Origin of the sequence: Pseudarthrobacter polychromogenes (assembly GCF_014644495.1) — a bacterium.
In the GTDB taxonomy this organism is placed as follows: domain Bacteria; phylum Actinomycetota; class Actinomycetes; order Actinomycetales; family Micrococcaceae; genus Arthrobacter; species Arthrobacter polychromogenes.
Map to the genome: position 1 here is coordinate 82,701 of NZ_BMKU01000007.1, position 26,297 is coordinate 108,997.

General features: G+C 67.2%; 25 protein-coding genes. 11 read left to right on the plus strand and 14 right to left on the minus strand.

Features of this window, described 5'->3' with window-relative positions; genetic code table 11:
* Positions 1 to 3 precede the first annotated feature (3 nt).
* The gene (locus IEX43_RS12515; RefSeq protein WP_188811476.1) at positions 4 to 660 is read right to left on the minus strand and encodes a TetR/AcrR family transcriptional regulator; all 657 of its coding nucleotides are present in this window, start codon (positions 658 to 660) and stop codon (positions 4 to 6) included.
* Between the two features lie 183 nt (positions 661 to 843).
* Here IEX43_RS12515 and IEX43_RS12520 point away from each other — a divergent pair, with 183 nt between their 5' ends.
* Positions 844 to 1,587 (plus strand): queuosine precursor transporter, encoded by a 744-nt coding sequence (locus IEX43_RS12520; RefSeq protein WP_188811477.1) that lies wholly within the window; start codon positions 844 to 846, stop codon positions 1,585 to 1,587.
* Between the two features lie 136 nt (positions 1,588 to 1,723).
* Here IEX43_RS12520 and tgt read toward each other — a convergent pair whose 3' ends face one another.
* The 5 genes from tgt to IEX43_RS12545 all read right to left on the minus strand — a co-directional run bounded on the left by tgt (position 1,724) and on the right by IEX43_RS12545 (position 6,477).
* On the minus strand, positions 1,724 to 3,088 hold the full coding sequence (gene tgt, locus IEX43_RS12525) for a tRNA guanosine(34) transglycosylase Tgt (RefSeq protein WP_377102770.1): 1,365 nt from the start codon (positions 3,086 to 3,088) through the stop codon (positions 1,724 to 1,726).
* 92 nt (positions 3,089 to 3,180) lie between these two features.
* The gene (locus IEX43_RS12530) at positions 3,181 to 3,909 is read right to left on the minus strand and encodes an SRPBCC family protein (RefSeq protein ID WP_188811478.1); all 729 of its coding nucleotides are present in this window, start codon (positions 3,907 to 3,909) and stop codon (positions 3,181 to 3,183) included.
* Positions 3,910 to 3,991: 82 nt separating this feature from the next.
* Entirely contained in the window at positions 3,992 to 5,023 is a 1,032-nt protein-coding gene (locus IEX43_RS12535; RefSeq protein WP_188811479.1) for a DUF6707 family protein, read from the minus strand.
* 88 nt (positions 5,024 to 5,111) lie between these two features.
* A complete protein-coding gene (locus IEX43_RS12540; protein WP_066273708.1) occupies positions 5,112 to 5,651 on the minus strand; it encodes an NUDIX hydrolase family protein in 540 nt (179 codons plus the stop codon).
* A 94-nt stretch (positions 5,652 to 5,745) separates the two neighbouring features.
* Positions 5,746 to 6,477, minus strand: coding sequence for a VOC family protein (locus IEX43_RS12545; RefSeq protein ID WP_188811480.1), 732 nt, complete (start codon positions 6,475 to 6,477; stop codon positions 5,746 to 5,748).
* A 112-nt stretch (positions 6,478 to 6,589) separates the two neighbouring features.
* Here IEX43_RS12545 and IEX43_RS12550 point away from each other — a divergent pair, with 112 nt between their 5' ends.
* Positions 6,590 to 7,192 (plus strand): YdeI/OmpD-associated family protein, encoded by a 603-nt coding sequence (locus tag IEX43_RS12550; protein WP_188811482.1) that lies wholly within the window; start codon positions 6,590 to 6,592, stop codon positions 7,190 to 7,192.
* A gap of 139 nt (positions 7,193 to 7,331) precedes the next feature.
* Positions 7,332 to 9,290, plus strand: coding sequence for a glycoside hydrolase family 32 protein (locus IEX43_RS12555; RefSeq protein ID WP_188811484.1), 1,959 nt, complete (start codon positions 7,332 to 7,334; stop codon positions 9,288 to 9,290).
* Between the two features lie 86 nt (positions 9,291 to 9,376).
* On the opposite strand, the gene IEX43_RS12560 is transcribed toward IEX43_RS12555, so the two are convergent.
* The 4 genes from IEX43_RS12560 to IEX43_RS12575 form a co-directional block, all read right to left on the minus strand.
* On the minus strand, positions 9,377 to 10,534 hold the full coding sequence (locus IEX43_RS12560; protein WP_188811486.1) for an ABC transporter ATP-binding protein: 1,158 nt from the start codon (positions 10,532 to 10,534) through the stop codon (positions 9,377 to 9,379).
* Complete coding sequence (locus IEX43_RS12565) at positions 10,531 to 12,120, minus strand: ABC transporter permease (protein WP_188811489.1); 1,590 nt, start codon at positions 12,118 to 12,120, stop codon at positions 10,531 to 10,533. The genes IEX43_RS12560 and IEX43_RS12565 overlap by 4 nt, the downstream gene beginning before the upstream one ends.
* Positions 12,121 to 12,124: 4 nt before the next feature.
* A complete protein-coding gene (locus tag IEX43_RS12570; RefSeq protein ID WP_188811490.1) occupies positions 12,125 to 13,183 on the minus strand; it encodes an iron ABC transporter substrate-binding protein in 1,059 nt (352 codons plus the stop codon).
* Positions 13,184 to 13,344: 161 nt separating this feature from the next.
* Complete coding sequence (locus IEX43_RS12575) at positions 13,345 to 14,652, minus strand: glycoside hydrolase family 76 protein (protein ID WP_188811492.1); 1,308 nt, start codon at positions 14,650 to 14,652, stop codon at positions 13,345 to 13,347.
* A gap of 134 nt (positions 14,653 to 14,786) precedes the next feature.
* Here IEX43_RS12575 and IEX43_RS12580 point away from each other — a divergent pair, with 134 nt between their 5' ends.
* Together IEX43_RS12580 and IEX43_RS12585 are read left to right on the plus strand one after the other, a co-directional pair.
* Positions 14,787 to 15,581, plus strand: a complete 795-nt coding sequence (locus IEX43_RS12580; protein WP_188811494.1) for an SDR family NAD(P)-dependent oxidoreductase — start codon at positions 14,787 to 14,789, stop codon at positions 15,579 to 15,581.
* The gene (locus IEX43_RS12585; protein ID WP_229666445.1) at positions 15,578 to 16,813 is read left to right on the plus strand and encodes an acyl-CoA dehydrogenase family protein; all 1,236 of its coding nucleotides are present in this window, start codon (positions 15,578 to 15,580) and stop codon (positions 16,811 to 16,813) included. The genes IEX43_RS12580 and IEX43_RS12585 overlap by 4 nt, the downstream gene beginning before the upstream one ends.
* Before the next feature lie 13 nt (positions 16,814 to 16,826).
* Here the strand turns inward: IEX43_RS12585 and IEX43_RS12590 are convergent, their stop codons facing one another.
* Entirely contained in the window at positions 16,827 to 17,648 is an 822-nt protein-coding gene (locus IEX43_RS12590; RefSeq protein ID WP_188811496.1) for a DUF1684 domain-containing protein, read from the minus strand.
* Positions 17,649 to 17,828: 180 nt separating this feature from the next.
* Between IEX43_RS12590 and IEX43_RS12595 the strand changes: the two genes are divergently transcribed.
* From IEX43_RS12595 to IEX43_RS12610, 4 genes are all read left to right on the plus strand, one after another.
* Positions 17,829 to 18,518 carry an NADPH-dependent F420 reductase gene (locus IEX43_RS12595; protein ID WP_188811498.1) on the plus strand — a complete coding sequence of 230 codons (690 nt, stop codon included), beginning with the start codon at positions 17,829 to 17,831 and terminating at the stop codon, positions 18,516 to 18,518.
* 5 nt (positions 18,519 to 18,523) lie between these two features.
* The gene (locus tag IEX43_RS12600) at positions 18,524 to 19,069 is read left to right on the plus strand and encodes a hypothetical protein (RefSeq protein WP_188811500.1); all 546 of its coding nucleotides are present in this window, start codon (positions 18,524 to 18,526) and stop codon (positions 19,067 to 19,069) included.
* Between the two features lie 112 nt (positions 19,070 to 19,181).
* Positions 19,182 to 22,013, plus strand: coding sequence for a phosphoenolpyruvate carboxylase (gene ppc, locus IEX43_RS12605; RefSeq protein WP_188811502.1), 2,832 nt, complete (start codon positions 19,182 to 19,184; stop codon positions 22,011 to 22,013).
* Between the two features lie 143 nt (positions 22,014 to 22,156).
* Complete coding sequence (locus tag IEX43_RS12610; protein WP_066273735.1) at positions 22,157 to 22,462, plus strand: hypothetical protein; 306 nt, start codon at positions 22,157 to 22,159, stop codon at positions 22,460 to 22,462.
* A 21-nt stretch (positions 22,463 to 22,483) separates the two neighbouring features.
* Here IEX43_RS12610 and IEX43_RS12615 read toward each other — a convergent pair whose 3' ends face one another.
* The 3 genes from IEX43_RS12615 to IEX43_RS12625 form a co-directional block, all read right to left on the minus strand.
* On the minus strand, positions 22,484 to 23,110 hold the full coding sequence (locus IEX43_RS12615; protein WP_188811504.1) for a DedA family protein: 627 nt from the start codon (positions 23,108 to 23,110) through the stop codon (positions 22,484 to 22,486).
* 40 nt (positions 23,111 to 23,150) lie between these two features.
* Positions 23,151 to 23,783: a hypothetical protein gene (locus IEX43_RS12620; RefSeq protein WP_188811506.1), complete on the minus strand. Its 633-nt coding sequence runs from the start codon at positions 23,781 to 23,783 to the stop codon at positions 23,151 to 23,153.
* A gap of 76 nt (positions 23,784 to 23,859) precedes the next feature.
* The gene (locus tag IEX43_RS12625; RefSeq protein ID WP_188811670.1) at positions 23,860 to 24,843 is read right to left on the minus strand and encodes an RluA family pseudouridine synthase; all 984 of its coding nucleotides are present in this window, start codon (positions 24,841 to 24,843) and stop codon (positions 23,860 to 23,862) included.
* Between the two features lie 114 nt (positions 24,844 to 24,957).
* Here IEX43_RS12625 and IEX43_RS12630 point away from each other — a divergent pair, with 114 nt between their 5' ends.
* Positions 24,958 to 25,587: an ArsR/SmtB family transcription factor gene (locus IEX43_RS12630; protein WP_188811508.1), complete on the plus strand. Its 630-nt coding sequence runs from the start codon at positions 24,958 to 24,960 to the stop codon at positions 25,585 to 25,587.
* Positions 25,580 to 26,272, plus strand: coding sequence for an SRPBCC family protein (locus tag IEX43_RS12635; RefSeq protein ID WP_188811510.1), 693 nt, complete (start codon positions 25,580 to 25,582; stop codon positions 26,270 to 26,272). Before IEX43_RS12630 ends, IEX43_RS12635 begins: the two co-directional genes overlap by 8 nt.
* Positions 26,273 to 26,297 lie beyond the last annotated feature (25 nt).

Here is a 26,297-nt window from a genome sequence, read left to right on the forward strand (position 1 = left end):
GGATTAGCCGCGGATGCTGCGGCTCAGGCTCAGGAAGTCGTCGAGGATCCTGCCTACGCCCGGCATCCGTGCCAGTGAGAGTCCCCGTGTGATCAGCGGGACGGCGCCGTCCACCAGCCGCCTGGTTCGCTGCTGCCCCTCGGAGGTGTCGTAGACCCAGAAGAGGGTGACGGCCATATAACAAAGCCACAGCAGTTCCGGAAGATCGGGCCTGAGCTTTTTAGGTGCCAGAGGCTTCGCTGCCTCAACTGCCGTGCGGAAGATGGTCAGCGACGCCTCGCGGGCCGCCGATGAACCGGCGGCGAAGGGATTGACCGGGGACGTCGGGCGGATGGCCGTAGCTATGAAGTCGCCGCCAAACCGGTGGTAGGGGGCCATGGCGTCCAGGCCTGTGTGGAGGGTGGCCTTGAGCCGGCCGGTGAGGTCGGCAGCATCCTTGAGCGCTTCGGCAGCCCTGGCCGCATGCTCCGCCTGTACCTGCAGATACAGCTCCTGGACCAGGTCGTCTTTTGATGCGAAGTAGTAGTAGGCATTGCCCACCGAGATGCCGGCCTCGGCTGCGATGGCCCGCATGGTGGTCTTGGCGAAGCCGATCTCCCGGAACATCCGCAGGGCGACGTCGGCCACCAATTGGCGCGTCTGCTCGCTTTTTACGGTCATGGGCTTCCCTAAAATTGAACGTGTTCAAGAAAAGTACCACAGATTTGAACACGTTCAGATTAGGCCCGTAGAGCCGCTGCACAGCTGCCGCTCCCGCAGTGGGAGAATTGGGGGACAGTGCTAATACAGCCGGTGTTCCCGCCCTTCGGGTACCGAGCGAACCACTACGAACGGACCTCTGCAATGACCTCAGCTTCAGGCCACCACGCCCTGCCCCCGACCCCTTCAGTTCCGGACCGCGCACGGTTCGCTTCGATTGGCTCCCCGTTCTTCGGCATCATGCTGGCGATCATGGCGGTGGTGCTGATCCTGTCCAACATCGGGGCGTCCAAGGGGGTGGCGATCGGGCCGATCATCACGGACGGCGGCTTCTTCCTTTTCCCGCTGGCGTACATCCTGGGGGACGTCATCAGCGAGGTCTACGGTTTCAAGGTGGCGCGCAAAGCCATCCTCACCACCTTTGCGCTGTCCGTCTTCGCATCGCTTTGCTACTGGGCGATCATTGCCCTTCCCGGCTTCGATGACGAGTTCGGAACGTCCAAGCAGGCCGCCCTGGAGGGCGCGCTCGGCCCGGTTCCGCAGATTGTGCTGGCATCGCTGCTGGCCTTCCTGGCTGGGCAGACCATCAACTCCTGGATCATGGTGCGGATGAAGGCGCGCTCCGGCGAGAAGTCCCTGTGGGCCCGCATCATGGGTTCCTCGGTGGCCGGCGAGTTCGTGGACACGCTGATCTTCTGCAGCATCGCCGCCTCGGTCATCGGGATCACCGACGCCGCGACGTTTGTGAACTACGTGGTGGTGGGCTTCGTGTACAAGACCCTGGTGGAGTTCATCCTGGTCCCGGTGACGTCGCTGGTGATCCGTTCGGTGAAGAAGCGCGAACCGAGCTACGGGGCCCCGACGGCAGCGGTGACGAACGCAGCGTAGCCGCCGCCCGGCGTCGTACCTTCCACCTGCAGCGGGATCGCCGGAAAGCTGCAGGCCCGCCGGAACGCACCGGCGAACTCGCCCTGTTCCGGCGATTTCGGCGACGGCGGCCCGGCGCCTGCGTGCGCCGGGCAGGCTACGAGTAGTACTGCCCCAGCGTCTCCGCCTTGAAGTCGAAGAAGGTCCCATCCTCGATGGCCAGGCGGGCGTCGTCCACCATCTTCACCACGAACCGTTCGTTGTGGATGGAGATCAGCGTGGCGGAGAGCATCTCCTTCGCCTTGAAGAGGTGGTGGATGTAGGCCCGCGAGTAGTTGGTGCAGGCATAGCAGTCGCAGCCGTCCTGGAGGGGGCCGAAATCGCGCTTGTACTTGGCGCCGGAGAGGTTGAATCGTCCCTGCGGCGTGTAGAAGGCTGAGTTTCGGGCCACCCGCGTGGGGGAGACGCAGTCGAAGGTGTCCGCGCCGTTCTCGATGGCCGTGAAGATGTCATCCGGCTCGGAGATGCCCAGCAGGTGGCGCGGCTTGTCCTCGGGCAGTTCCTCGTTGCACCAGCGGACAATGGTGCCCAGGTTCTCCTTCTCAAGTGCCCCGCCGATGCCGAACCCGTCGAACGGCATGGCGCCCAGGTCCCGGCAGGCCTTCCGGCGCAGGTCCTCGTACTGCGCGCCCTGGATCACGCCGAACAGGGCCTGGTACGGCTTGCCCGCCCGGGACGAGGTCAGCCGGAAGTGCTCCTCGAGGCACCTCAGCGCCCACAGGCGGGTGCGCTCCAGCGATTCCTCCTGGTACCTGCGCGAGTTCTGGAGGGTGGTCAGCTCATCGAAGGCGAACATGATGTCCGCGCCGATCTGGTGCTGCACCTGCATGGAAATTTCGGGGGAGAACCGGTGCCGGTCGCCGTTGAGGTGGCTCTTGAACCACACGCCGTCGTCGTCAATGTGGGCCAGGCGTTCCTTTCCGGGGGCAACGGCGTCATCCGGGCCGGGCGCGCCCGCGGCAGTAACGGTGTTCATGTCGATGACCTTCTTGAAACCCGAGCCCAGGCTCATCACCTGGAACCCGCCGGAGTCCGTGAAGGTGGGTCCGGACCAGTTCATAAAGGCGCCAAGGCCGCCTGCCTCGTCCAGGATGTCCGCGCCCGGCTGCAGGTACAGGTGGTAGGCGTTGGCCAGCACAGCCTGCGCGCCGAGGTCCGCCACGGCCTCAGGCAGCACTGCCTTGACGGTGGCTTTGGTCCCGACGGCGATGAACGCCGGGGTCTGGATCTCACCGTGCGGCGTGGAGATGGTCCCGGTCCGTCCCAGGAACTGGCCGCCGTTGGAAGCCACCTGGGCAGCGGACGGCGGACAGTTCTCGCTGAGCCGGGTGCCCACCCGGAAGGAGAATTCCGACTGCCGGTCCGCTGCGGCGCCGGCCGCAGTCCACGGGGCCGTTCCAGTAAGGGCCGTTTCAGCCGTGGCGGCGGCAGGGAAAGGAGCTGGGGCAGGGTTGGCTGGCACCGTACCAGTGTGCCAGCATTCTGCGCCATCCCGGCAACCGCACCGGCTACCGCCCGGCTGCCGCCCGGCAACCGGGCTGTCAGCTCACCCGGTCAGCTGACCGGTTCGGATGCCGGGTAGTTCTCAGCCCGCCAGGAATCCCAGGAGGAGCGTACCGATTCGAGCCTTGCGGCGCCCAGGTCGTAGGTGGAGGCGATGACCAGCGAGCCTTCGCCGTCCTCGCGTACGTCCTTGATCGCGGGATGGTCGGCCACCACCAGGAGTCCCTCCCCATGCTCGGCATAGCTGTGGACAGTGAGGCCCACCTGATGGCTGGTCCGGTACCAGACCCTGCCGCTGATCTCCTCGCCGGTCCCCAGCCGCACCTGGTAGTTTTCGCCCGGCGCCGGGAGATCGGAAAGCCCAAGCTTTTCGATCGCGGAGCCCTGTCCCTCCGTGAGGTGCAGGAACAGGGTGTGGCGCTTGCCGTGCGGATGGCGTTCCAAGGCAAAACGGAGCTGCTGCAGGAACGTGAGCCAGCCCTGGGTGATGTCCTCGTCCCAGGCAGCCCATTCGGAATCGTGGTCCAGCGCCCCGCGGGTCACGCTGACCTGCGTTCCGTTGGGCACGGGTTTCAGCTCAAAGACGTCCCCGCCATGGACAGTCAGGCTGGTGTGGTCCGGTGACTCCTCAACATCGCCGGAGAAGTAGATCTCCTTGATCTCGGAGTCCAGGTCCTCTGCCTGCCAGCCATGCCATTGGGCTACTTTGGACGGTTCACGCAGCATGGTCCAGACCTGCGGCGCGTCGGCGTTGATCACTACGCTGAGATTGTTCGTCATAGCCCCGAATGTACAACTCCGGCCGGGCGCCGGGTAGGGGCAAATTACCCAACCGGGCGCCGTGCCCAAAAGTCAGGCACCCTCAGGCGCGGACGGCCTCAAGCTCATTGCTGATACGCCGCTCCAATTCGACCATCCCGATGGTTTCGGAGCCGCCGTGGGCACGCAGGAACAGCAGGGACTCGAGCCGCAGCAGTCTCCATTCGCGTTCGGCGTCATGGTTCGAGTTGTCGATGGAGCGGAAAATTTCCTTGTCGTACAGGTTGGGCTCATTCAGCGATCGCTGCCGTACTTTGGCGGCCATCCTGGCCTTGAACGGGTCCGTCTCCTGGTTTTCCGGGGTCCGGATCAGCTTCTCGTACACCTCGGCCCGTTCCGACTGGCCGTTCTGGCGGCAGATGTAGCTGGAGAGCGCCAGGGATGCTTCCACGGATGACCACCGGCCGGGGTTCCCGTCGAAGGGGAGGACGTTGAGGAGGTCGGCCACCGCCAGCGAGCCATCGGCGTCCTTGAGCGTGATGAACAGCTCGTGGGCAAGGTCGCTCAGGTCCTTCAGGCAGCTGCCGGACTTGAAGTTGACGCCCTTCGCCAGCCGGTCGGACAGTAACAGGACACCCATCGCATCGGGATGCGCCTCCGCCGCAGCCTCCACAACGGACTCCGGGGTACCCTGCGGTGCTGGAATCAGTGCCAGGTCCTCTTCGCTGGGTCCGCTGAGTGCCGGCGGGACTGGAGGAAGGGGAGGTACGACGACGGCGGGAGCCGCCGCAGCCGTCGCCGCCTCTTCGCGGAGCTGCCTGGGCTGCTCCTGCCCTGCGTCCTGCGCTGCCTTCTGCCCTGAGTCCTGCCCAGGGCGGGCTGTCCGTGGAAGCTGGGTGACGGCGTCGGCGTTTCCGTCCACCACCGTCACAGTGGTGCCCACTGCGATGCGCAGGGTTCCGCCGCCGGTAAGGCTGGCGAGCACGAGTGCGGGGGCTCCGAAGTCGTCCCGCTCCAGCTCGACCTGGTGGACTTCCGCCGTCCGCCCGCCGTCGGGCAGGACAATGTGGGTGCCGGTGGTCAGAGATCCAGCCTGCTGTTCAAGATGGTGCCTGGCGGCTGGTGTTTCGGTCATGGGAGTCCTTAAGTTCTCTTGCGGTCCGCCCTACAGTCTACAAAGGCGGGCACCTAAAATCGGGGACCCCCAGGTTCCGGCGTATGTGTCAGAAGCCAACGCCGGCGAAGGCCAGCGCCTGGCGGATAAGGCTGCCGCGGCCGCCGACGAACTCCATCTGGACGCCGGGGCTGAGGACTTCCTCGGGGGTCATCCAGGTCAGTTCCAGGGCGTCCTGGCGGGGCTCGCATTCGCCCGTCACCGGGATGACGTAGGCCAGGGCCACGGCGTGTTGCCGCTCGTCCGTGAATCCGGTCTGGGACGGCGCAGGAAAGTATTCCGCCACGGTGAAGGGCACCGGGCTGATGGGAAGCTGCGGGAACGCCAGCGGTCCCAGGTCCTTTTCCATATGCCGCAGCAGGGCAGCGCGGATGGTCTCGCGGTAGATGACGCGGCCCGAGACCAGGGACCGGACCATGGTCCCGTCCTCGTCGGCCTGGAGCAGGGTCCCCACCTCATTGACGAAGCCCAGCGGGTCCAGCCTGACCGGCACAGCCTCCACATAGACCATGGGCAGCCGCCCGCGTGCCTCAAAGAGGTCTTCTTCGGAGAGCCAGCCGGGATTCGGGTCAGGGGTGCGCACGTTCATGGTTAAGTTCTACCCCATGGGACGCTGCGTGACGGGTGGAACTCAGCTGCCGGCGGAATGCGTCGGTTCATCCGGCCGCTCTGTGTCCGACCTGTCATTCGTGACGCTGGGAGATCCAGAGAGTCGCCGGCACGTGCCCGGCTGCCCCGGCCCCGGCATCGGGGCTGGCAACGTGGAGGGTGTGCGCGAAGGCTTCCTCCGTGATGCTGGCCTCGATGCCTGCTGAGGCGAGGCGTTCCCGCAAAGGCTCCAGCCCGCCGTCGTACTCAAAACCCAGGCCGGAACGCGGCGCTCCCGAGGCCGGACGGACCATCAGGACCCCGCCGTTCTTTGCGGTGAAGTCGGCGGTGTCGTCCTGGTCCGGGACCGGGCGGGGCCGCGCGCCCACCTGCTGCAGGGTGCGGGAGGCAGATGCGGGGTCCTCCGTGAACCAGACCCCGACGACGGCCAGGGCAGGATCGGCGTCGGCGCACTGGGCGCCGTGGGCGGCTTTGTCCGCAAGGAAGCTGAAACCGTCGGGCGCCGTGATCCGGCAGGCGTCGCCATGGTCCGCGGCGACGAGGTCTGCGGGTGTGGTTCCGTCTTCCTCGGCAGCCAGGTTGGTGCGCCGGGCGAACTCTGCGAGGTCTCCCACCTCCACTGCCAGCGCGGTGCTGCCGTCCTCCGCGGCCCCCTCGGGGACGGCGTGGAGGGCCAGGCGTCCCGATCCGGCGTCGAAAACCTGCCAGCCGGCGTCGTTCTCGGTCCGGACCATGCCCAGGGCGGTGAGGAGCCTGTCCCAGGAATCCAGTCTGGACGTGAAGTGAAGGGGGCGCACACGGAGCATCTTGGATTCCTTTTTCCTCGGTAGCCAGGGACCTTAGGCCCATGATGCCACGGCACCGGCGCTTGTGGAGAGGGGCTGCCGTGGCGCCGTGATGCGGGGGCAGAATAGGGGCATGGCCGTTGAACTTGAGGAGCTGCTGCTGCCGGACGCGGCGGCGTGGCGCAGCTGGCTGGAGGCAAACCACAGCACCAGCCCGGGGGTGTGGCTGGTCCTGCATAAGAAGGGCGGAACCGTCACGGAACTGGATTACGCCGCGGCGCTGGATGAGGCCCTGTGCTTTGGCTGGATCGATGGCCAGGCGCGCCGCCGAGATGAGCAGACGTCGCTCCAGCGGATGACGCCCCGCCGGCCCCGGAGCCCGTGGTCTGCCCGGAACGTCGGCCATGTGGCGCGGCTGGACGCGGCAGGCCGGATGACCGATGCCGGCTGGGCAGCTGTGAACGCGGCGAAGGCCGACGGCCGCTGGGACAATGCGTACGGCGGCCAGGCGGTGGCTGAAGTTCCAGCTGACCTGGCGGCGGCCATCGCCGCGGTTCCCGCCGCCCAGGCGATGTTCGATGTCCTCACGGGGACAAACCGGTTTGCAATGATTTACCGGGTCAACTCCGCTGTCCGGCCTGCCACCCGCGAGAAGAGGATCGCCGAATTCGTGGAGATGCTGGCGCGCGGAGAATCGCTGTATCCGCAAAAGAAACGGCCCGGCGGCGTGAACTGACCGCGCGGGCAATGGATCCGGGAATCCGTGCCCGGTTGGGTTCCCGCCGGCATGCCTGTAAAATTGACGGTTCACTTGCGCTGGTGCCGTTCCCCTGCTGGGGAGCGGCACTTGTGCGTTCAGCGACGGATCGAAAACCATGCCCCGAAAAATCCTCGGACCCGTACTCCCTGCCCTTAAACGCCGGCCCCTGATCTGGGTGGCTGCCGCCCTGGCTGCTGCCCTGGTCCTGGTGGTCTCCCTGGTGCTCGCCGGCAACGCCCGGACGGGCCCGGCCGCCGTTGCCGGCCGTGTTCTGGACGGTGTTGCGTCGGCGCAGGCAACGGCCAGGGACTCCACCGGCAGCTACGCGACGCTGTGGCTGGAAGGCGGCGACACCACTCTGGTGGACCATGGGCGCGCGCTCGATACGCAAGGTGCGGAGGATGTGCGGAGCATTGAATGCGGTGCGGGCTGGCTGGCCGGAGCGCGCGTGGACGGCAAGGTTTTCCTGCGAAGCAGCGCGGCCCCGGACACGGTTGGGGATGCTGCTGCGGTGCGCCTTCCTGACTGCATCAGCTCCGAGGCGCGCGATGCGCTGCTGGCTGACCTCGGCGTGGAAAGGACGTGGCCGGAGCCGGCTGCGGACCGCTTCGAGGCGCCGGCTGGCGAGTACCGCCCGGCCTACCACCTCACCCCGGACCAGCGCTGGATGAACGATCCCCAGAAGCCTTTCTTCCTGGACGGCCAGTGGCACTACTACTACCTGTACAACGCCGATTACCCGGAGGGGAACGGCACCGAGTGGTTCCACGCCACCAGCACCGACCTGGTCAACTGGAAAAACGAGGGGGTGGCCATCGAGAAGTTCCGCAACGGGCTCGGCGATATCGAGACCGGCACAGCAGTGGTGGATACGGAGGGCACCGCAGGATTCGGCAAGGGAGCCGTGATCGCGGTCCTCACCCAGCAGCATGAGGGCGTCCAGCGGCAGTCACTGTTCTACTCCACGGACAACGGCTACAGCTTCCAGGACTACGGGCAGAATCCGGTGATGGACAACCCGGGCGAAGAACACTGGCGTGATCCCCGCATTGTCCGCGATGACGCCAACAACCAGTGGCTGATGCTGCTGGCCGAAGGCCACAAAATCGGCTTCTACACGTCCCCGGACCTCAAAGCCTGGACCTATGTTTCGGCTTTTGAGCGCGACGGACTGGGCATCCTTGAGTGCCCGGACTTCTTCCAGCTGGACGTCGACGGCGACCCGTCCAAACGGACGTGGGTGCTGGCCGCCAGTGCCAACGGTTCCGGGGAAGGCCGCACCACGGGGCTGGCGTACTGGACGGGAAGCTGGGACGGGAAGACCTTCGCGCCGGACTCCGGAGACCACCAGTGGCTCGACGGCGGGACGGACTTCTACGCCGCCGTCACCTGGGATGACCCGCGCCTGACGGACGGCCAGCGGAAGGCTTCGCGGCACGCCATCGGCTGGATGAACAACTGGGCGTACGCCCGGGAACTGCCCACCGGGGAATGGTTCGGGGCAGCTTCCGTGGTGCGTGACATCCGGCTGGTGTCCGACGGCGGGCGTCCGGCTTTGGCCTCGGCGCCCACCCCTGCGCTGGAGGCCTTGGAAGGCAATCCGGAACAGATCCCCGCGGGCACCGTCCGGGAAGGCGCGGGGGAGGAGTTGCCGGTTCCGGACAGCGGTGCGTTCAAGGTGGACCTGGAACTGGAAAAGCCTGCATCCGGCAGTGGTGAAGCGCGCGTCCTCCTGCAAAGCGGCGGCAAGGCCTACGCCACGGTGGGCTACGACTTTGGGACCGGGCAGGCCTTTGTGGTCCGGGACGGGGATTCGGTGGCGCAGGCTGCCGGCGGCCCGGCGGAGGGCTACCGGACGGTGAGCTCGGCCAGTGGCAACACCGGCGCGGACACGGTTCAGCTGACCGCCTACATTGACCGGTCCTCCGTGGAAGTGTTCGTGGATGGCGGCCGCGAGACGCTGACGTCGCTGGTTTTCCCGCCGGCGGGGGCCAGAGACGCCCGGCTTGCGGCCTCGGGTGCTGCCGTCGGCATCAGGGGCGGCGCAGTCACGCCGCTGGCCGCCATCCGCTGAGCCGGCCGTCCCGTGGGGAACGTGGGCCTGTGCCTGTGCGCGGGCCCGCCGTTCAGGAACTGAGCGTGTTCAGGGATCGAGCGTGTTCAGGAATCGAGCGGGAACGCCACACCTTCGCCCACCACACGCAGGCACAGCTCCATGCCCGGGCGGGCGATGGAGGCGTTCCAGTGCCGGATGGTGATGATCTCGCCGCCGCCGGGATAGCGGTGGTCCGGACTGGAGGCCAGCTGCGGCGGGACCGAGAGCTTCAGCCGGACAGTGGTTTCCGGGCCAAAGTAGTCCGTGTCCACCACCACCCCGCGGATGGCTGCGTCCTCGGCGATCCGGATCTGCTCCGGCCTCAGCATCAGCTGCACGCGGCCCTGCGCCGGCGGCCTGCGGACGGGGATGGCACCCAGGGAACAGGTGGCCAGCGAGCCCTCAAGCCAGGCATCGAGGATGACGGCGTCTCCGAGGAACTCCGCCGTGGCACGGTCTGCGGGGCGGGTGTACACCACGAACGGGTTGCCGATCTGGGCGAGCTTGCCGCCGCGCATTACGGCCACCTGGTCCGCGAAGGACAGTGCCTCGGCTTGGTCGTGGGTGACCAGGATGGTGGTGACCCCCGCCTCGTTCAGGACCTTGGCCACGGCACGGCGGGTGGCCACCCTGAGTCCGGCATCGAGTGCTGAGAAAGGCTCGTCAAGGAGCATCAGTTCCGGTTCACGCGCCAGGGCCCGTGCCAGGGCAACCCGCTGCTGCTGGCCGCCGGACAGCTGGTGCGGGCGGCGCTTGGCCATGGCCGGGTCCAGGGACACCATCTCCAGTAACTCGCTGATCCGTCCGGCCACCGCCCGCCGGCCGCCCGGCAGGCGGTCCTGGTCCAGCCCGAACGCGATGTTCTTCCCCACGCTCAGGTGCGGGAACAGGGCGCCGTCCTGTGCCACGTACCCAATGTGCCGTTTGTGCGCCGGCACCCACACGCCGTCGCCCGCCACCTTGGCGCCGTTGAGCGCGATGCTGCCCGTGTCCGGGTGCTCAAACCCGGCAATCAGCCGCAGCAGGGTGGTCTTGCCCGATCCGGAGGGTCCCACAATGGCTGTGGTTCCGCCCCTGGCCACGGAAAGGTTGACGCCCTTCAGGACGGCCTGGTTGCCGAAGTTCTTGGTGACGTCGGTGATCTCCAGGTGGCTGTTCGTGGTGGGTGCCACGGACGGGGCCACCCGCGGCTCCGGCAACCTGGAAGGGGCTTGTTCTGTCACTGTCCGGCTACTTTCTTGGACTGCTGGAAGAGAAGGTACGTCATGGGCGCGGAGAGCAGGATCATCAACAGCGCATACGGCGCGGCGCCGGCGTAGTCGATTTCGCTGCTCTTGCTCCAGAATTCGGTGGCAAGGGTGCGCGTTCCGTTGGGGGACAGCAGCAGGGTGGCGGTGAGTTCGTTGGCGATGGCCAGGAACACCAGCGCTGCGCCGCCCGCCGCTGCCGGCGCCGTAAGCCGCAGGGTGACCCTGATGAAGGACACCAGCGGCGGCTTGCCCAGCGCCTGCGCCGCCTCGTCCAGTTCCTTGGGCGCCTGTGCAAGGCCGGCCCGGAGGTTGACCAGGGCGCGGGGCAGGAACAGCAGCACGTACGCCGCCACCAGCACCCCTGCGGTCTGGTAGATCCCGGGGACCACCCGGATGCTTACCGTGACGAAAGCCAGGCCCACCACGATTCCGGGCAGTGAGCTGGTGATGTAGTTGGAGAGCTCCAGCGACTTGCTGAACCAGCCGGGATGGCGGACAGCAAGATAGGCCATGGGGAACGCCACCACAATGGTGGCAAGGGCGCCTACCAGGCCGTAGCCGAGCGTTGTGAGCAGCGCCGGAAGGAACTCGTCCGCAGCCCAGGCGGCCGTTCCGCCGGAAGCCACCCAGCGCAGCACAAAGAACAGGGGCAGGCCGAAAGCCAGTGCCGTGAGCGCCAGCAGGAACGCCTGGGCTGGAAGCTGGTACACGTGCAGCGGCAGGCGCAGCGCCTTGGCCTGCGCTCCGGGGCCAATGCGTGCATACCGTGCAGTACCGCGGCTCCGGACCTCGGCCAGCAGCAGGAGGAGGCAGAAAAACACCAGCACGCTGGCCAGCATGTTCCCTGCCGCCCCGTTGAAGGTCGACTGGTACTGGACCATGATCGCCGTGGTGAACGTATCGAAACGGATCATGGCGAACGCCCCGTACTCGGCCAGCAGGTGCAGGGCCACCAGGAGCGCGCCGCCGGTCATGGCGATGCGGAGCTGGGGGAGGACCACCCGGAAGAACGTGCGCCAGGCTCCGAGGCCCAGCGCGGCCGCGGACTGCTCAATGGCCGGGTCCAGCCGGCTGAGGGCAGCGGCGGCCGGGATGTAGACCAGCGGGAAGTAGGACAGGGTGGCAATCAGGACTCCGGAGCCCAGGCCACCAAGGGAAGGAATGGCGGAAACCCAGGCGTAACTGTTGACGAACGCCGGGATGGCCAGCGGCGCAGCCAGCAGCACGGCCCACACCCGCGCGCCCCGCAGGGTTGTGCGTTCCACGAGCCAGGCGCCGGCAACCCCCAGGACCAGGCACAGCGGGACGGTGAAGACCATCAGCAGGACGGTGTTCAGCAGCAGTTCGGCCACGCGCGGCCGGAAGATGAGTTCGACGGCGGTGTCCCAGCCCGTTGCCACGGTCATGTAGACCACGTAGCCCAGCGGGACGACCGAAAACAGGGCAATCAGCACCGCCAGGGCGGACACCGCAGAAACGCCGAAAGGCGGGCGGGGGCTGTTGCCCCGGCCCGCCGTCGTCGTGCTCCCCCGTGGGGGAGCCGATAGATCAGGAGTCACGAAATCAGAGGAGTCCTGCCGAGGTCATCAGTTCGGTGACCTTCTCCGAGTTCAGCTTGGCAGGATCCACGGTGGGAGCCTGCAGCTCTGCGATGGGAACGAGCTTCTCGTTCGCGGGAACGTCGGAGGCGATGGCGTACTCGAAGGAGGTGCCGTCCTTCAGGATTTCCTGGCCCTTCTTCCCGGTGACGTACTTCAGGAACTCCTGGGCAGCTTCCTGGTTCTTGGAGGTCTTCAGCACACCGCCGCCGGATACGGACACGAACGCGCCCGGATCCTGGTTCTTGAAGTAGTACGGGGTGACGTTGTTGGAGTTCTCGCCGGTCTTGGCCTGGTCGCCGTAGTAGTAGTAGTGGTAGATCAGCGCGGCATCAACCTCGCCGGCGTTGACGGCCTTCATGGCTGTGCTGTTGCCCTTGTAGGCCGTGAAGTTTTCCTTCATGCCCTTGAGCCATTCCTCCGTGGCGGCCTCGCCCTTGAGCTCCAGGAGTGCCGAGACGATGGCCTGGAAGTCGGCGCCGGACGGGGAGGCAGCCCACTTGCCCTTCCACTCCGGGTTCGCCAGGTCCAGCATGGACGTGGGCAGCTGGTCTTCGGTCAGCTTGTTCTTGTCGTACACCAGGACGGTGGAGCGGGCAGCGATGCCGGTCCACTTGCCGGTGGACGGGCGGAACTCTTCAGGCACCTGCGCGATGGTGGCTTCGTCCACGTCCGCAAACAGGTCGGCGTTCTCCACCTGGGTCATGGCCGGGGAGTTCTCCGTCAGGAACACGTCAGCCGGGGATGCTGCGCCTTCCTGGATGATCTGGTTGGAGAGCTCGGTGTCCGAGCCCTGGCGCATGGTCACCTTGATGCCGGTCTCGGCGGTGAAGCCATCGATCCATTCCTTGGTCAGGCTCTCGTGCTGTGCGTTGTACACGGTGATTTCGCCGTTGCCCGCACCAGCGGAGGCGTCGGACGAGCCAGTGGCTGCGGGGGTGGTGCTGCCGCCGCAGGCGGTCAGTCCAAGTGCTGCGGTGGCGGCGAGTGCGATGCCGGCCAGGGCGCTGTTGCGGATCTTCATGGGGGGACTGCTTTCTGGGGAAACGTCGGGCGGACGGGGTCCTGTTGGGCGTCGGGGAAGGATGCCCACGCTTGGAACTGTAGGGTAGGCAAACCTAAGCAACAAACCAGAAACCGCTTTAAGTGACGAGGGTCACAACAATTACAAAACTATTGCGTGCCCTAATTGCTGCTGGCGTTGCCGGCGTTGCCGGGCAGGGTTGCCGCTGCCTCCAGGACCATCCACGCCTGCAGCTGGGTGGACAGTTCGACGGCGGCCCCCGGCGGGTATGTTTCGCCCCCCGGTTGCGCGGCGTGCTGGGAGAAAATGACGGCGCCGTGGCCCCTGTCCGCAGCCTCGCCGGCCTGCACGGTGCGCTTTCCGGACCACAAGGCCTCAGCCGTTCCTGCCACCAGCCGGGCGGCGGTGGTGCGGGTCTGCGCGGGAAGCCGGCCGTCGGCAGCGGCGAGGGCAAGGTAGCGGCACAGGATGCCGGTGAACAGGCCGCCGTCGCCCGATCCCTCGCAGCGCAGCACCCGGCCCCCGCTGCTGGTCATGGGGCTGCTGGCCACGGCGCCGGTGGATGGCGCGCTGCCGGCTGTACGCACCGGTGAAGGAGCCTGTGGCTTTCCGGTGGAGGATGGGACTGTGAGCAGCCGGTCCACGGCGTCCACCACCATTGCTGCCCGGGCAAGGTCTGCCTCTCCGCCCATTTCCAGGAGGGCGCCCAGTACGGGGCCCTGGTTGTAGGTGTAGACCGTGCGTTCCACCAACACTTCCCCGGCCGGGCCAAGCCGTGCGCCGTCCAGGTACAGGCCCTGGTCCGGGTCGAAAAGGGTGGCATCCAGCCAGTCCAGCAGCGCCCGGGCTTTCTGCGGGTGGTCGGTCCGGGCAAAGTGGAGCGCTATGGGCGCCGAGGCCGGGGTGTTCTTGAAATCCCGTTTCTTGCTCCAGAAGGCGCCGCCGTTCAGGTCATCCGTGCAGGCGGCCTCGAACTGGAGGGTAAGGGACCTGCGGACGCGGGCGTTGCGCCGGCGGCCGCGCCTGCGTGCCTCCCCGGCGAGGGTGTCGAGGCGGTGGGTGGCCAGTGCGAGCCAGGCCATGTCGTCGTAATAGCTGTTGACGAAGGTGAAGGCGTTGCGCAGGCGGATTCCCGTAACCAGCCGGGAAGCCAGGCGACCGGCGCTGGGGTGTCCGGGGCCGTTGAACCTGGCGGCCGGCGTGGCGCCGTTGGCCAGTTCCCGCCGACCCGCATCAACCAGGCAGTCAACATAATGTGCCTGCCACCAGTAATGCCAGGGGCCTGCCAGCGCTCCCATGGGGTCCTTGTGCCATGCGGGGGAAGGCCATTTCACGGCCCCCAGGTGGGTGCCCGGCAGGAAGAACAGCCTCCGCCCGAAGAGCGCGGTTACGGACTGTGCAGCCTGGTTGGCCCTGGCGTCCCAGCGGAACGGGTCCTGGCGGGCGGGGGCGGGGTCCAGGCGGGTCATGCTTTCCACCCTAACGCGCGGCCCCGGCCCGGTCCCGGCCGGCCGCTGGTGCGGGTTACCGGTATTTCAGTTAACATTCACTAACTAACACCTGGCGGCCTTAAGCCGCCGCGGGCCCGCATCAAGGAGGATGTATGGACGTCAAAGGCGCTGTTGCACTGGTGACCGGGGGAGCCTCCGGCTTGGGGGCGGCTACTGCACGGCGGCTGTTCCGCGACGGCGCTTCCGTGGTGCTGGTCGACCTCCCGTCCTCCGGCGGCGCGGCCCTGGCAGAAGAGCTCAATGCGTCCCGGACTCAAGGGCGGACCGCCGTCTTTTCCCCCGCAGACGTGACGAACGAAGCCGAGGTGCAGGCCGCCGTCGGCACCGCCGCCAGACTGGGGCCGCTGCGCATTGTGGTGAACTGCGCCGGGATCGCCACTCCCGGAAAGGTCCTTGGCCGGGACGGCGTGCTTCCCCTTGAAGCATTCAGCCGCGTCATCCAGGTGAACCTGATCGGCACCTTCAACGTCCTGCGGCTGGCGGCGGCCGCGATGGTTGAGACGGAGCCGGCCGTCACGGAACTGGGCGGCCCGGAACGCGGCGTGATCGTCAACACCGCCTCCGTTGCCGCCTTCGAGGGGCAGATCGGCCAGCCCGCCTATGCTGCTTCCAAAGGTGCCGTGGCGGCCATGACCCTGCCCATCGCACGCGAACTGGCGCGCTCGCTTGTGCGGGTGGTCACCATCGCCCCCGGCATCTTCGAAACGCCCATGATGGCCGGGCTGCCCCAGGACGCCCAGGATTCCCTGGGCGCACAGGTGCCGCATCCCTCCCGGCTCGGCAAACCCGGCGAATACGCGGCCCTCGTGGCGCACATCGTGGAGAACGCCATGCTGAACGGAGAGACCATCCGCCTGGACGGGGCCATCCGGATGGGACCGAAATGATGGGGGCTGACAAGGCGGGCTCCGAAACAGTGCGGGACAGCATGCCGGACCTGCCCTCAGCGGACTTTTTTGATTTTGAGTCCCTGCTGGACCGGAAGGAACGGGACAAACTGGCCGAACTGCGGGAATTCCTGGCCGCGGAGATCGCACCCCATGCGGGCGACTGGTGGAACAAGGCCGAGTTCCCGGCGCAGATCCTGCCCAAACTGGCTGCCCTGGAACTGAGCACTCCCGCCGAGCGCGGCTACAGCCATCTGTTCGCCGGCCTGGTCATTGCCGAGATGACGCGGGTGGACACGTCGATCGCCACGTTCTTTATGGTCCACCACGACCTGTTCGTCCAGTCGCTCTATGACTTCGGCAGTGAGGACCAGAAACAGCGGCTGCTGGCCGACGCCGCCAGCCTGCGCATCACCGGTGCGTTTGCCCTCACCGAACCCAACCACGGTTCGGACGTTGCCGGCGGGATGGAGACGCGGGCGCGGCGGATCTCGTCGGCCACCGGAGAGCCGGACGACGGCGGCGATACCTGGGTGCTGAACGGCGCGAAGCGCTGGATCGGCAACGGGACGTTCTGCGACTACATGCTGGTGTGGGCCCGCGACGAGGCTGACGGGTCCGTGCGCGGGTTCATTGTGGACGCCACCCTGCCGGGCGTCAGCCGGACCCGGATCGAAAACAAGATCGCGTTGCGGACGGTGCAGAATGCGGACATTGTCCTGGCGGATGTGCACGTGGCCGAGGCCGACCGGTTCGCGAATATCAGCAGTTTCGCCGACACCAGGGAGCTGCTGCGGGGTTCACGGATCATGGTGGCGTGGCAGGCCGTAGGCCAGCAGCTTGCCGCCTTTGACGTCGCCCGGCGGTACGCCGTGGAGCGGCATCAGTTCGGCAGGCCGCTGGCCCAGTTCCAGCTCATCCAGCAGCAGCTGGTGACCATGCTGGGCAACGCCGTGGCGGGTATGGGGATGATGGCCGGGCTTGCCCGGCTGCAGGACGCAGGCGCCGCGGACATGCCGCAGGTGGCACTCGCGAAGTCGTACGTGAGCGCACGGATGCGGGAGACGGTGGCTCTGGGCCGGTCCATCCTGGGCGGCAACGGCATTGTCACCGACTACCGGATGGCGAAGATCTTCTCCGACGCCGAAGCGATCTACACGTACGAAGGGTCCTTCGAAATCAACACCCTGATCGCAGGCCGCGCCGTCACCGGAATGTCAGCCATCGCCTGACTCAGCCAATCATTCAATCGGAGGCGGGCAGCTTCTCGCCCGCCTCCACGCGCACATCCAGCGAATTGTTCTTCACGGGCATGGGGCACGTGCCGTAGGGGGTGAACGCGCTGGGATAGTTGATGGCGCGGTTGAAGTCCAGGACCACCGAATGGTCCGGCCGCGGGCGGGGCACGGCGAGCTTCCGCCAGTCATCCGTGGTGTCCCCGTTGGTCTCGTCATGGAACGTGACGGTCAGTGCTCCGAGTTTCTCCCCTTCCGCCTGCAGCCGGAACTCGTGGCCGCTGCCGGGGACCCGGAACACCACCTCACCCACGCTCCGGTGGACGCCGTCCACCAGGGGGTTGGCGGTGGCGATGGGAACGTCCACGGGTTCGGGATACGGCTCGAACCGGCCCGCCACCTCCCACTCCGGTTTGTATCCGTAAGTGGGGACGCCGGTGAATTCGGTGAGCACCGGCGAGGCCGCGTCCCGGGTCCGGATGGCGTAGCGCCCGGCCCGCCTGGCCAGTTCCACCACCACCTGGTCCCCGCCGGGGCCGCCGAACTGCACCCACATCAGGGACTCCTCATCGGCAAGGGCCGCCGTGATGGTAGCGGGCACAGCGTCCCCTGACTCCACCAGGGACAGCCCGTCCGCGGGCACTGCGGTGAGTGACGCCGTCGTACCATCCGTTGACCAGAGGCCGGGTGCCAGTTCGACGGCGGCGGGAGAGTCCTCCAGCCACTGGAACGAGGTGAGGGTGAGCCAGCCGTGGGGGGCAGCGAGGGCCTTGTTGCGGTTGTCGCGGAAGCGCTGCCAGCGTTCCACCTTGGCGGCCGGGAGGGTGCCCATGGTTCCTTTCGAGCGTTTCGGTTTGCCCCGGCTACAACCGCTCCGCGCCGTTGTTCATTCCGGCGCTTGCCTTGTCCGGGCCGGGGAGTACTCTCGGAACCAGCAGGCAGGTTGCTTCACAGCCTTCGCGCCTGCATTTCACACGACTTTCAAGCTGTCTGCTTTCCACAGGAGGAGGCCATGAAGATTGCGGTGCTTGGCACAGGCATGGTGGGGCGGACCCTCGCGGGTGCGTTCACCGCGCTGGGGCATGACGCGGACATCGGAACCCGGGATCCAGGCGCCACGTTCGCCAGGACCGGGCCGGACATGATGGGTGCGCCTGCGTTCAGCGAATGGCATGCCGCGAATTGTCACATCCCGCTGACAACGTTCGCCGAGGCTGCGGGGGCCGCCGAGTTGGTGGTTAATGCCACGAACGGCGCTGGAGCGCTGGAGGCACTAAGCTCGGCCGGGGCAGCACGGCTTGCCGGCAAAGTGCTGATGGACGTTTCCAACCCCCTGGATTTCTCCCGGGGCATGCCGCCGGTACTGAACCCCGTGAACACGGACAGCCTCGCCGAGCGGATCCAGCGGGCCTTCCCCGGCGCGCGGGTTGTAAAGACCCTCAACACGATGAATGCCGGACTGATGGTGGATCCGCGCCGGCTCGCCGGCGGCGACCATTCCGTCTTCCTGTCAGGGGATGATCCGGACGCAAAGACCGTGGTCAGGGGTTTGCTGGAGGAGTTGGGCCACCGCGATGTGATCGACCTGGGCGACATCACCACCGCCCGCGGCGCCGAGATGCTGCTTCCGCTCTGGCTGCGCCTCTACTCCGCCCTGGGCACACCCAATTTCAATATCAAGGTGGTCCGCGCGGTTGAATAGGTGCCGTGGACATACTTGCTGGAGTAAGCACTGAGTGGCTGAGGGCCCTGACCTGGATCGCCGCCGCCGCAGCCGGCCTGGCGGTCCTCCTGTGGCGCCCGAGGCGGCCCCACCTTGCAGGTTTGGCCGCAGTACTGGTGTTCATGGCCGCCAGCGCGGGCGCCGGAATCTACGTGCTGAACCACTTGGGGGACGGCCGCTGGGGCGGTGACCGGCAGTCCCGGATGAGCCCGCCCCCGCTTTCCGATGCACCCATGGTGGGGCAGTTCCTGGAACCGCTGGAAGGGATGCTGGGCGGCGTGGCCGACGGCGTCAACGAGTTCGTTGACTTCCGCTCCGCCCTGCCGGTGGCACTGGAGTTCTTTGCTGCCGCGGGCTGGGCCCTGGCGCTTTCAGTGCCGCTGGCCCTGGTGGGCATGGCAGCCGGTGCCAGGGCTGCCCGGCGCCGCACCGCGGAATTGACTGCGTACCGGGCTGAAGTTGAACAACTCCGAAAGGAGCTGGACCACGTCAAACGGCATGTAGGTTACCCCGTACGCGACATTATCTGAGACGGATTCACCCACGGCGCCGCACTGCGGGTAGCATCTTTAGCTAGTTACGTGGCTCACAGTATCCAGCGCAGTGTACGAGCCAAGTCCGAACCCTCGAAAGATAGTTTCCATGGCTCACACTGCAACGAATCCCGAAACCGATCTTGCCTCCGAACTGAGGGCAGACGTCCGCCGCGTGTCCACCCTGCTGGGTGAATCGCTCGTCCGCCAGCACGGTCCCGAACTCCTTGACCTGGTGGAGCAGGTCCGCCTCCTCACCAAGGAATCCAAGGAAGCCGCCCGGGGCGGCGCCGATGCCACCGGCCCGTGGAGCGCACACGACGTCGTAGCCCAGGTCCGCGAACTCCTGGGCTCACTGCCCATCGAGCAGGCCACCGACCTGGTCCGTGCCTTCGCCTTCTACTTCCACCTCGCCAACGCGGCGGAACAGGTCCACCGGGTCCGCGGCCTGCGGACCCGCGCCGAAAAAGACGGCTGGCTGGCCAAGACCGTAGCGGACATCGCAGAGCAGGCGGGCTCCGGCGTGCTGCAGGAAGTGGTCAACGGGCTGGACGTCCGCCCCATTTTCACCGCGCACCCCACCGAAGCCTCGCGCCGTTCGGTGCTGGACAAGATCCGCAAGCTTTCCGACGTCCTGGCCCAGCCCAGCGCCGAGGGCACCACAGCCCGGCGCCGCCAGGACCGCCAGCTGGCCGAAATCATCGACCAGATGTGGCAGACCGACGAACTCCGCCAGGTCCGGCCCACGCCGGTGGACGAGGCCCGCAACGCCATCTATTACCTCAGCAGCATCCTGACGGACGCCATGCCGGAGATGCTCACAGAACTCTCTGAACTGCTCGGCGAGCACGGCGTGACCCTTGCCTCGCAGGAAGCGCCCATCCGCTTCGGCTCCTGGATCGGCGGCGACCGCGACGGCAACCCCAACGTCACCGCGGCAGTCACCCGCGAGATCCTGCAGATCCAGAACCAGCATGCTGTCCGGATCAGCATCGGAATGATCGATGAACTGATCTCCATCCTGTCCAACTCCACCGCGCTCGCCGGCGCGGACCAGGAGCTGCTGGACTCCATCGAGGCGGACCTGGAGAAACTGCCCGGCCTGGACAAGCGCGTCCTGGAGCTCAATGCACAGGAGCCCTACCGGCTGAAGCTCACCTGCGTCAAAGCCAAGCTGATCAACACGGGCAAGCGGGTGGCCGCAAACTCCAACCACGAGCACGGCCGCGACTACAGCGGAACCGGCGAACTCCTTGCGGACCTTGAGCTCGTGGAACTCTCGCTCCGGAACCACTCGGCGTCGTTGGCTGCTGACGGCGCGCTCGCCCGGGTCCGCCGCGCCATTGCCGCCTTTGGACTCCACCTGGCCACCCTGGACATCCGCGAACACGCGGACCACCACCACGACGCCGTCGGCCAGCTGATGGACCGGCTGGGCGGGCCGGGCGTGCGGTACGCGGAACTCAGCCGCGGGCAGCGGCTCGAGGTGCTCGGCTCCGAGCTCGCCTCGCGCCGGCCGCTGTCCGGACACCCCATTAAGCTCGACGGCGCCGCCGACGGCACGTACGACGTCTTCCGTGAGATCCGCCGCGCCCTGCGCGCTTACGGCCCTGACGTCATCGAGACCTACATCATCTCCATGACCCGCGGCGCCGATGACGTGCTTGCCGCCGCCGTCCTGGCCCGTGAGGCCGGCCTGGTGAACCTTTTCGGGGAGAAGCCCTACGCCAAGATCGGGTTCGCGCCGCTGCTGGAGACCGTGGAGGAGCTGCGCGCCTCGGCCGAAATCGTGGACCAGCTGCTGTCCGATCCGTCCTACCGGGAACTCGTGCGCCTCCGCGGCGACGTGCAGGAGGTCATGCTGGGCTATTCGGACTCCAACAAGGAATCCGGCGTGATGACCAGCCAGTGGGAGATCCACAAGACCCAGCGCAAACTGCGCGACATCGCCGCCAAGCACGGCGTGCGCGTGCGCCTGTTCCACGGCCGCGGCGGATCCGTGGGCCGCGGCGGCGGACCCACCTACGACGCCATCCTGGCCCAGCCCAACGGCGTCCTGGAAGGCGAAATCAAGTTCACCGAGCAGGGCGAGGTCATCTCGGACAAGTACTCTCTGCCTGAACTCGCCCGCGAAAACCTGGAACTGTCCCTCGCCGCCGTGCTGCAGGGCTCGGCCCTGCACCGCGATCCGCGCACCTCGGCGGACCAGCGGGAACGGTACGGGCACGTCATGGAAACCATCTCCGACGCCGCTTTCGAGCGGTACCGCAAGCTGATCGACCATCCGGACCTTCCCGCCTACTTCATGGCCTCCACTCCGGTGGAGCAGCTGGGCTCCCTGAACATCGGCTCCCGCCCGTCCAAGCGCCCGGACTCCGGCGCGGGGCTAGGCGGGCTGCGCGCCATCCCCTGGGTGTTCGGCTGGACGCAGTCACGCCAGATAGTGCCCGGCTGGTTCGGCGTTGGCTCCGGCCTCAAGGCCGCCCGCGAGGCAGGCAACACCGCGCAGCTGGTGGAGATGTGGGAGAACTGGAACTTCTTCCGGTCGGTGCTCTCCAACGTGGAAATGACCCTGGCCAAGACTGACCTGGACATCGCCGGCTACTACGTCTCCACCTTGGTCCCCGAAGAGCTCCACCACATCTTCCGGGCCATCCGCGAGGAATACGAGCTCACCGTGGCCGAGGTGCAGAACCTGACGGGTGAGAACCTGCTCCTGGACGCCCAGCCCACGCTGAAGCGCTCGCTGGAAATCCGGGACCAGTATTTGGACCCCATCAGCTACCTCCAGGTGGAGCTGCTCCGCCGTGTCCGGGCGGAAGCGGCCGAAGCCGCTGAAAAAGCGGACGGCATCACCGGCGCGGAGATCGACGAACGGCTGCAGCGGGCCATGCTCATCACCGTCAACGGCGTGGCGGCAGGCCTCCGCAACACCGGCTAGTACCCGACGCTCTCTCACCTAATGCAGGTTTTTCCCCAACGCTCTATCACCGGTGAGAGAGCGTTGGTGGTTTTCCTGCAGAAAGTGAGAGAGCGTTGCAGGCCCTTGGGGGACAGGGGAGCAGCCGGGATAGGCTGGAGGGCATGCCTTCCTTCCAGACCCGACTGAAAATCACCGGGCTGCGGCCGGGCAACCCGCCCGAGGCCGTGATGGACACCGCGGTGGAAGCCCTGGGGACCCGGCACCATGTGGAGGCCCACCAGCTGCAGCTTGCCGGGGGAGTGCCGCAGCTGAACCTGCGCTTTCTCGTTGACGCCACCGAGTACAGCGGCGAGAACCGGCAGGCGCGGGATTCGGCAGCCATGATGCGTGACGCCGTCGAACGCGTGGCCCTGACCGGATCCCTGACCGTGCTGCGCCGCAGCCGCGGCCGCTGGACGCCGGTGTAGCGGGTGGTATAAGGCGGAGGCTCAGGCTTCGGGAGCCAGCGGGCCGGGTTCCTCCACCGGGGACGGATTGCCGCGCCGGCGCGTGGCAATAACGCCGACGGCGGCCCCCACCACCAGGCCGAGCACCACCCCGATGAGGGAGCTGGCCCAGAACGGCAGCCCGGTGGCCGAGCCGGTGAAGTAGCCCAGGCCCACCAGCCAGCAGGCCCAGAGCACCGCCCCGATCCCTGCGCACAGGCTGAAACCCCGGACGGCGACATTGGCGATGCCGGCTGCGGCGGAGGTGGCAAGGCGGCCGCCCGGGATGAACCTGGCGCCGATGATGGTCCCGTACGTGGAGGACCGGCCGGCCCTGGCAATGGCGTCATGGATCCCGCGGTGGACCTTGCGGCCCCAGGCCCAGCGGTCCAGTACGTGGCTCAACCGCCGCCGTAAGAGCTGGAAAACCACCATGTCGCCGACCCAGGACGCCACGGCGGCAAGGAACCCCACCAGGAACACGTTGGTCCGGCCGTCCGCGGACAGGGCGCCGCCGGTGATCACCACCATCTCGGAGGGGATCAGGGGAAAAATGGCGTCGCCGAGGACCACGGGGATGATCCAGAAATAGATCGCCGACCCCCAGCTCTCAGCGTTGCCGAAGTCCATGGCCACAACGTACCGCAGATTCGGCCGGCCGGCCCTGCCCTTACGGTTCGGAGTTCGGTGACCGGCTGAGGTGCTGCCCCGCCAGGAAGTACCAGTAGGGCCAGGCGACCCAGGCGGCTGCTCCCGCCGCGACCCCTGCCCCGCCGATGCCGTAGCGGACCCAGAGGGGAAGCTGCTCAGCCCAGGTCAGGCCAGCCACCGGCAGCGCCACCAGCAGTGTGCCTCCGATGGCCTGTCCAAGCCGGGCGAGGTTCCGCGGGTAGGCGCCGGAGGCCAGGAGCGCCCGGTGTGCCAGCAGGAACCACCCGGCCTGGACCGTCATGGCCGCAACCGAGACAACTGTGGAACTCTTGAAGTCGAGCTGTTTGAAAACAAGCAGGAACGAGCTTGCTGATCCGGCGGCGCAGGAAGCGGTAACCACCCATTTGCCGGCCTCCGAGGCACCCGTCCGCGGCAGCCGGCGGTGCACCTGCAGGATCACGGGGATGGCCGCCAGGTTGAACAGGGCACCTGTTGCGTCATTGATGGTGCCGAAGACGTAGGGGCCGTTGCGGGGTACTTCCACTGCATACATGGCGCCGAGGGTGGCTACCCCCACTGCGCCCAGGCCCGCGGCGGCATAGGCGGCCCTGGCTGCGGTGCGGTCGCCCGGGATCCAGGCCAATGCGTCCATGATGGTTCCTTGCCTTGCCCCAGGTACCCCTCAGGATAGTCCTGTCCGGACCGGCCATCCAGGGGGCGACGGCGGATCAGGCCTGGCCCGGACCTGCCTCGCTGAGTTCCAGCCCGCTGCGGTACTCCACGGGCTCGCAGCTCATGGGATCCACGAACCGGATGCCGCGGGCCAGGAGCTGGAGGGGCCGGGTGTAGTCGTCCGGAGCCTTGTCCAGCAGGTCCGGGTAGAAGGCGTCGTTGACGATGCCCAGCCCCAGCGACGCCATGTGCACCCGCAGCTGGTGCGTCTTTCCGGTGTGCGGCTCGAGCCGGTACCGGGCCAGCCGCCGGGGACTGTCCGGTGTCGCGGCAGAGGTGCCGGCCGCACCCGACGCAGCGCCGCCGTCGAACGTTTCCAGCCGCTCGATCCGCGTTTCCGCGTTAGGTTCGCCGTCGATGACCTCGGCGAGCAGGTAGCTGCGCGACTTGGTCATCCGGTTGCGGACCACCACCGGGAAGCCGACGGCGGGATAACCCTCCGCGGGGTCTGCGGCGGACACACACTCGTATTCCTTCTGGACCTGCCGCTTCTCGAAGAGCACCTGGTACCTGCCGCGGGTCCGGGGATTGGTGGAGAACAGCAGGACCCCGGCCGTCATGCGGTCCAGCCGGTGCATGGGGATCAGGTCCGGCAGCTCCAGCTGGTTGCGCAGCCGGACCAGCGCCGACTCCTGGATGTAGGTGCCGCCGGGGGTGGTGGGCAGGAAGTGCGGCTTGTCCACCACCAGCAGGTGTTCGTCCTGGTGGAGGATGGTGATCTCCACCGGAATCCGCGTCTCCGGCGGGAGGCTGCGGTAGTACCAGATGAACGTGTGGTCCTGCAGGGGAGTGGTGCGGTCCAGCGGCACCCCGCCCTCGCCAACGATCTCGCCGGCGTCGAACCTGTCCTCGATGCCCTGCGGGTCGATGTGCCCCCAGCGGTGCATCATGTAGTCCATTGCCGTGTCCCAGGGGCCCTCTCCGGGGAGGCGCAGCCGGGTGGCGTTGACGCCGTCGCGCACGGGAAGAGGGGATTGCATCACCGGACCATTCTACCGGCGGGTCCTGCCGCCCCTGCGGCGCCTCCAGCGAACCGGTCACCGAACACAAAAAAGTTCTTGACAATAAAATTTGTCGGTAGCGATACTTGAAGCATGTTGGAGATAGCCGTCATCGAGGATCCCGCCGCGGCCGAGGCGTCGCTGGACCCGATCCGTACCCGGATCCTTCGCGAACTGGTGCAGCCGGCCTCGGCAACCCAGCTCGCGGTGCGGGTGGGCCTGCCGCGGCAGAAGGTCAACTACCACCTCAAGGCCCTGGAAAAGCACGGCCTGGTGGAGCTGGTGGAGGAGCGGCGCAAAGGCAACATGACCGAACGCATCCTCCAGGCCACAGCGTCGTCCTACCTGATCTCACCCCAGGCGCTGGCCTCGGTGTCCCCGGATCCGGGCCGCTTCTCAGGCCATTTTTCGGCGTTCTGGCTGCTGGCGCTTGCGGGCCGCATGGTCCAGGAGATGGGAAAGCTGATCGCCGGCGCGGCCGCTGCCCGCCAGAAGCTGGCCACCTTCGCGGTGGACGGTGAAGTCACGTTCCGGACTGCGGCCGACCGCGCAGCGTTCGCCGAAGAGCTCGGCGTGGCGGTCACCCGGCTGGTGGACAAATACCACGCCGGCGACGCACCCCGCGGGCGCCGGCACCGGCTGGTGGTGGCGCTGCACCCCGTTCTCAAACCGGCCAAAGAACCTACAGAAACCCCTTCAGGCAAGGAGCAGGGCAATGACTGACAACCGCAACTTCGACATCGTCTACGACACCGAACTTCCGGGCACGCCGGAGCGGGTCTGGGAGGCTGTGACCACCGGAACGCCCGCGTGGATGTTCCCTACGGACGGGTGGCCGGACGTCAAGACCGTCCAGGAGTATCCCACCCACCTGGTCTCCCGGATTGAGGGCCCGGACGGCTGGTTCAACCAGCTCGAGCATGTGCTGGAACCGCTCGACGGCGGCCGCGCCCGCCTGCACTATGTCCACAGCGGCATCTTCGCGGACAACTGGGATGAGCAGTACGACGGCGCCAGCCGCCACACGGAGTTCTACCTCCACACCCTGGGCCAGTACCTGAAGCACTTCGACGGGCAGCCCGTGGTGTTCACGGACATCCAGGCGCCGGCAGCGTCCCAGGCTCCGGACGGCTTTGTGCGGCTTCGCAACGCGCTGGGGGTGGACTCCGCCGGGCAGGGTTCGCGGGTGGATTTAAAGCTCGACGGCGTGGGCCGGCTTTCGGGGGAAGTGGACTTCTCCAACGAGTACTTCCTGGGCCTGCGCACATCCGACGCCATGTACCGGTTCTTCGGCCGCAACGCCTGGGGCGCTCCGGTGGGGATGACCGTGCACGATTTCAGCGGCACCGGGGACCCGGATGCCACGGCCAAGGCCTGGGGCGGCTTCCTGGAAAAGGCCTACGCGTAGGAGTCCGGGGCGTGGTGGCCGGCAG

Coding starts and splice junctions, on each gene's coding strand:
- IEX43_RS12635 (WP_188811510.1), top strand. CDS start 25,580: ATGACTGACAACCGCAACTTCGACATCGTCTACGACACCGAACTTCCG.
- IEX43_RS12615 (WP_188811504.1), bottom strand. CDS start 23,110: ATGGACTTCGGCAACGCTGAGAGCTGGGGGTCGGCGATCTATTTCTGG.
- IEX43_RS12575 (WP_188811492.1), bottom strand. CDS start 14,652: ATGACCCGCCTGGACCCCGCCCCCGCCCGCCAGGACCCGTTCCGCTGG.
- IEX43_RS12555 (WP_188811484.1), top strand. CDS start 7,332: ATGCCCCGAAAAATCCTCGGACCCGTACTCCCTGCCCTTAAACGCCGG.
- IEX43_RS12625 (WP_188811670.1), bottom strand. CDS start 24,843: ATGCAATCCCCTCTTCCCGTGCGCGACGGCGTCAACGCCACCCGGCTG.
- ppc (WP_188811502.1), top strand. CDS start 19,182: ATGGCTCACACTGCAACGAATCCCGAAACCGATCTTGCCTCCGAACTG.
- IEX43_RS12570 (WP_188811490.1), bottom strand. CDS start 13,183: ATGAAGATCCGCAACAGCGCCCTGGCCGGCATCGCACTCGCCGCCACC.
- IEX43_RS12550 (WP_188811482.1), top strand. CDS start 6,590: ATGGCCGTTGAACTTGAGGAGCTGCTGCTGCCGGACGCGGCGGCGTGG.
- IEX43_RS12580 (WP_188811494.1), top strand. CDS start 14,787: ATGGACGTCAAAGGCGCTGTTGCACTGGTGACCGGGGGAGCCTCCGGC.
- IEX43_RS12630 (WP_188811508.1), top strand. CDS start 24,958: ATGTTGGAGATAGCCGTCATCGAGGATCCCGCCGCGGCCGAGGCGTCG.
- IEX43_RS12590 (WP_188811496.1), bottom strand. CDS start 17,648: ATGGGCACCCTCCCGGCCGCCAAGGTGGAACGCTGGCAGCGCTTCCGC.
- IEX43_RS12545 (WP_188811480.1), bottom strand. CDS start 6,477: ATGCTCCGTGTGCGCCCCCTTCACTTCACGTCCAGACTGGATTCCTGG.
- IEX43_RS12520 (WP_188811477.1), top strand. CDS start 844: ATGACCTCAGCTTCAGGCCACCACGCCCTGCCCCCGACCCCTTCAGTT.
- IEX43_RS12610 (WP_066273735.1), top strand. CDS start 22,157: ATGCCTTCCTTCCAGACCCGACTGAAAATCACCGGGCTGCGGCCGGGC.
- IEX43_RS12540 (WP_066273708.1), bottom strand. CDS start 5,651: ATGAACGTGCGCACCCCTGACCCGAATCCCGGCTGGCTCTCCGAAGAA.
- IEX43_RS12620 (WP_188811506.1), bottom strand. CDS start 23,783: ATGGACGCATTGGCCTGGATCCCGGGCGACCGCACCGCAGCCAGGGCC.
- IEX43_RS12515 (WP_188811476.1), bottom strand. CDS start 660: ATGACCGTAAAAAGCGAGCAGACGCGCCAATTGGTGGCCGACGTCGCC.
- IEX43_RS12595 (WP_188811498.1), top strand. CDS start 17,829: ATGAAGATTGCGGTGCTTGGCACAGGCATGGTGGGGCGGACCCTCGCG.
- IEX43_RS12535 (WP_188811479.1), bottom strand. CDS start 5,023: ATGACCGAAACACCAGCCGCCAGGCACCATCTTGAACAGCAGGCTGGA.
- IEX43_RS12530 (WP_188811478.1), bottom strand. CDS start 3,909: ATGACGAACAATCTCAGCGTAGTGATCAACGCCGACGCGCCGCAGGTC.
- IEX43_RS12585 (WP_229666445.1), top strand. CDS start 15,578: ATGATGGGGGCTGACAAGGCGGGCTCCGAAACAGTGCGGGACAGCATG.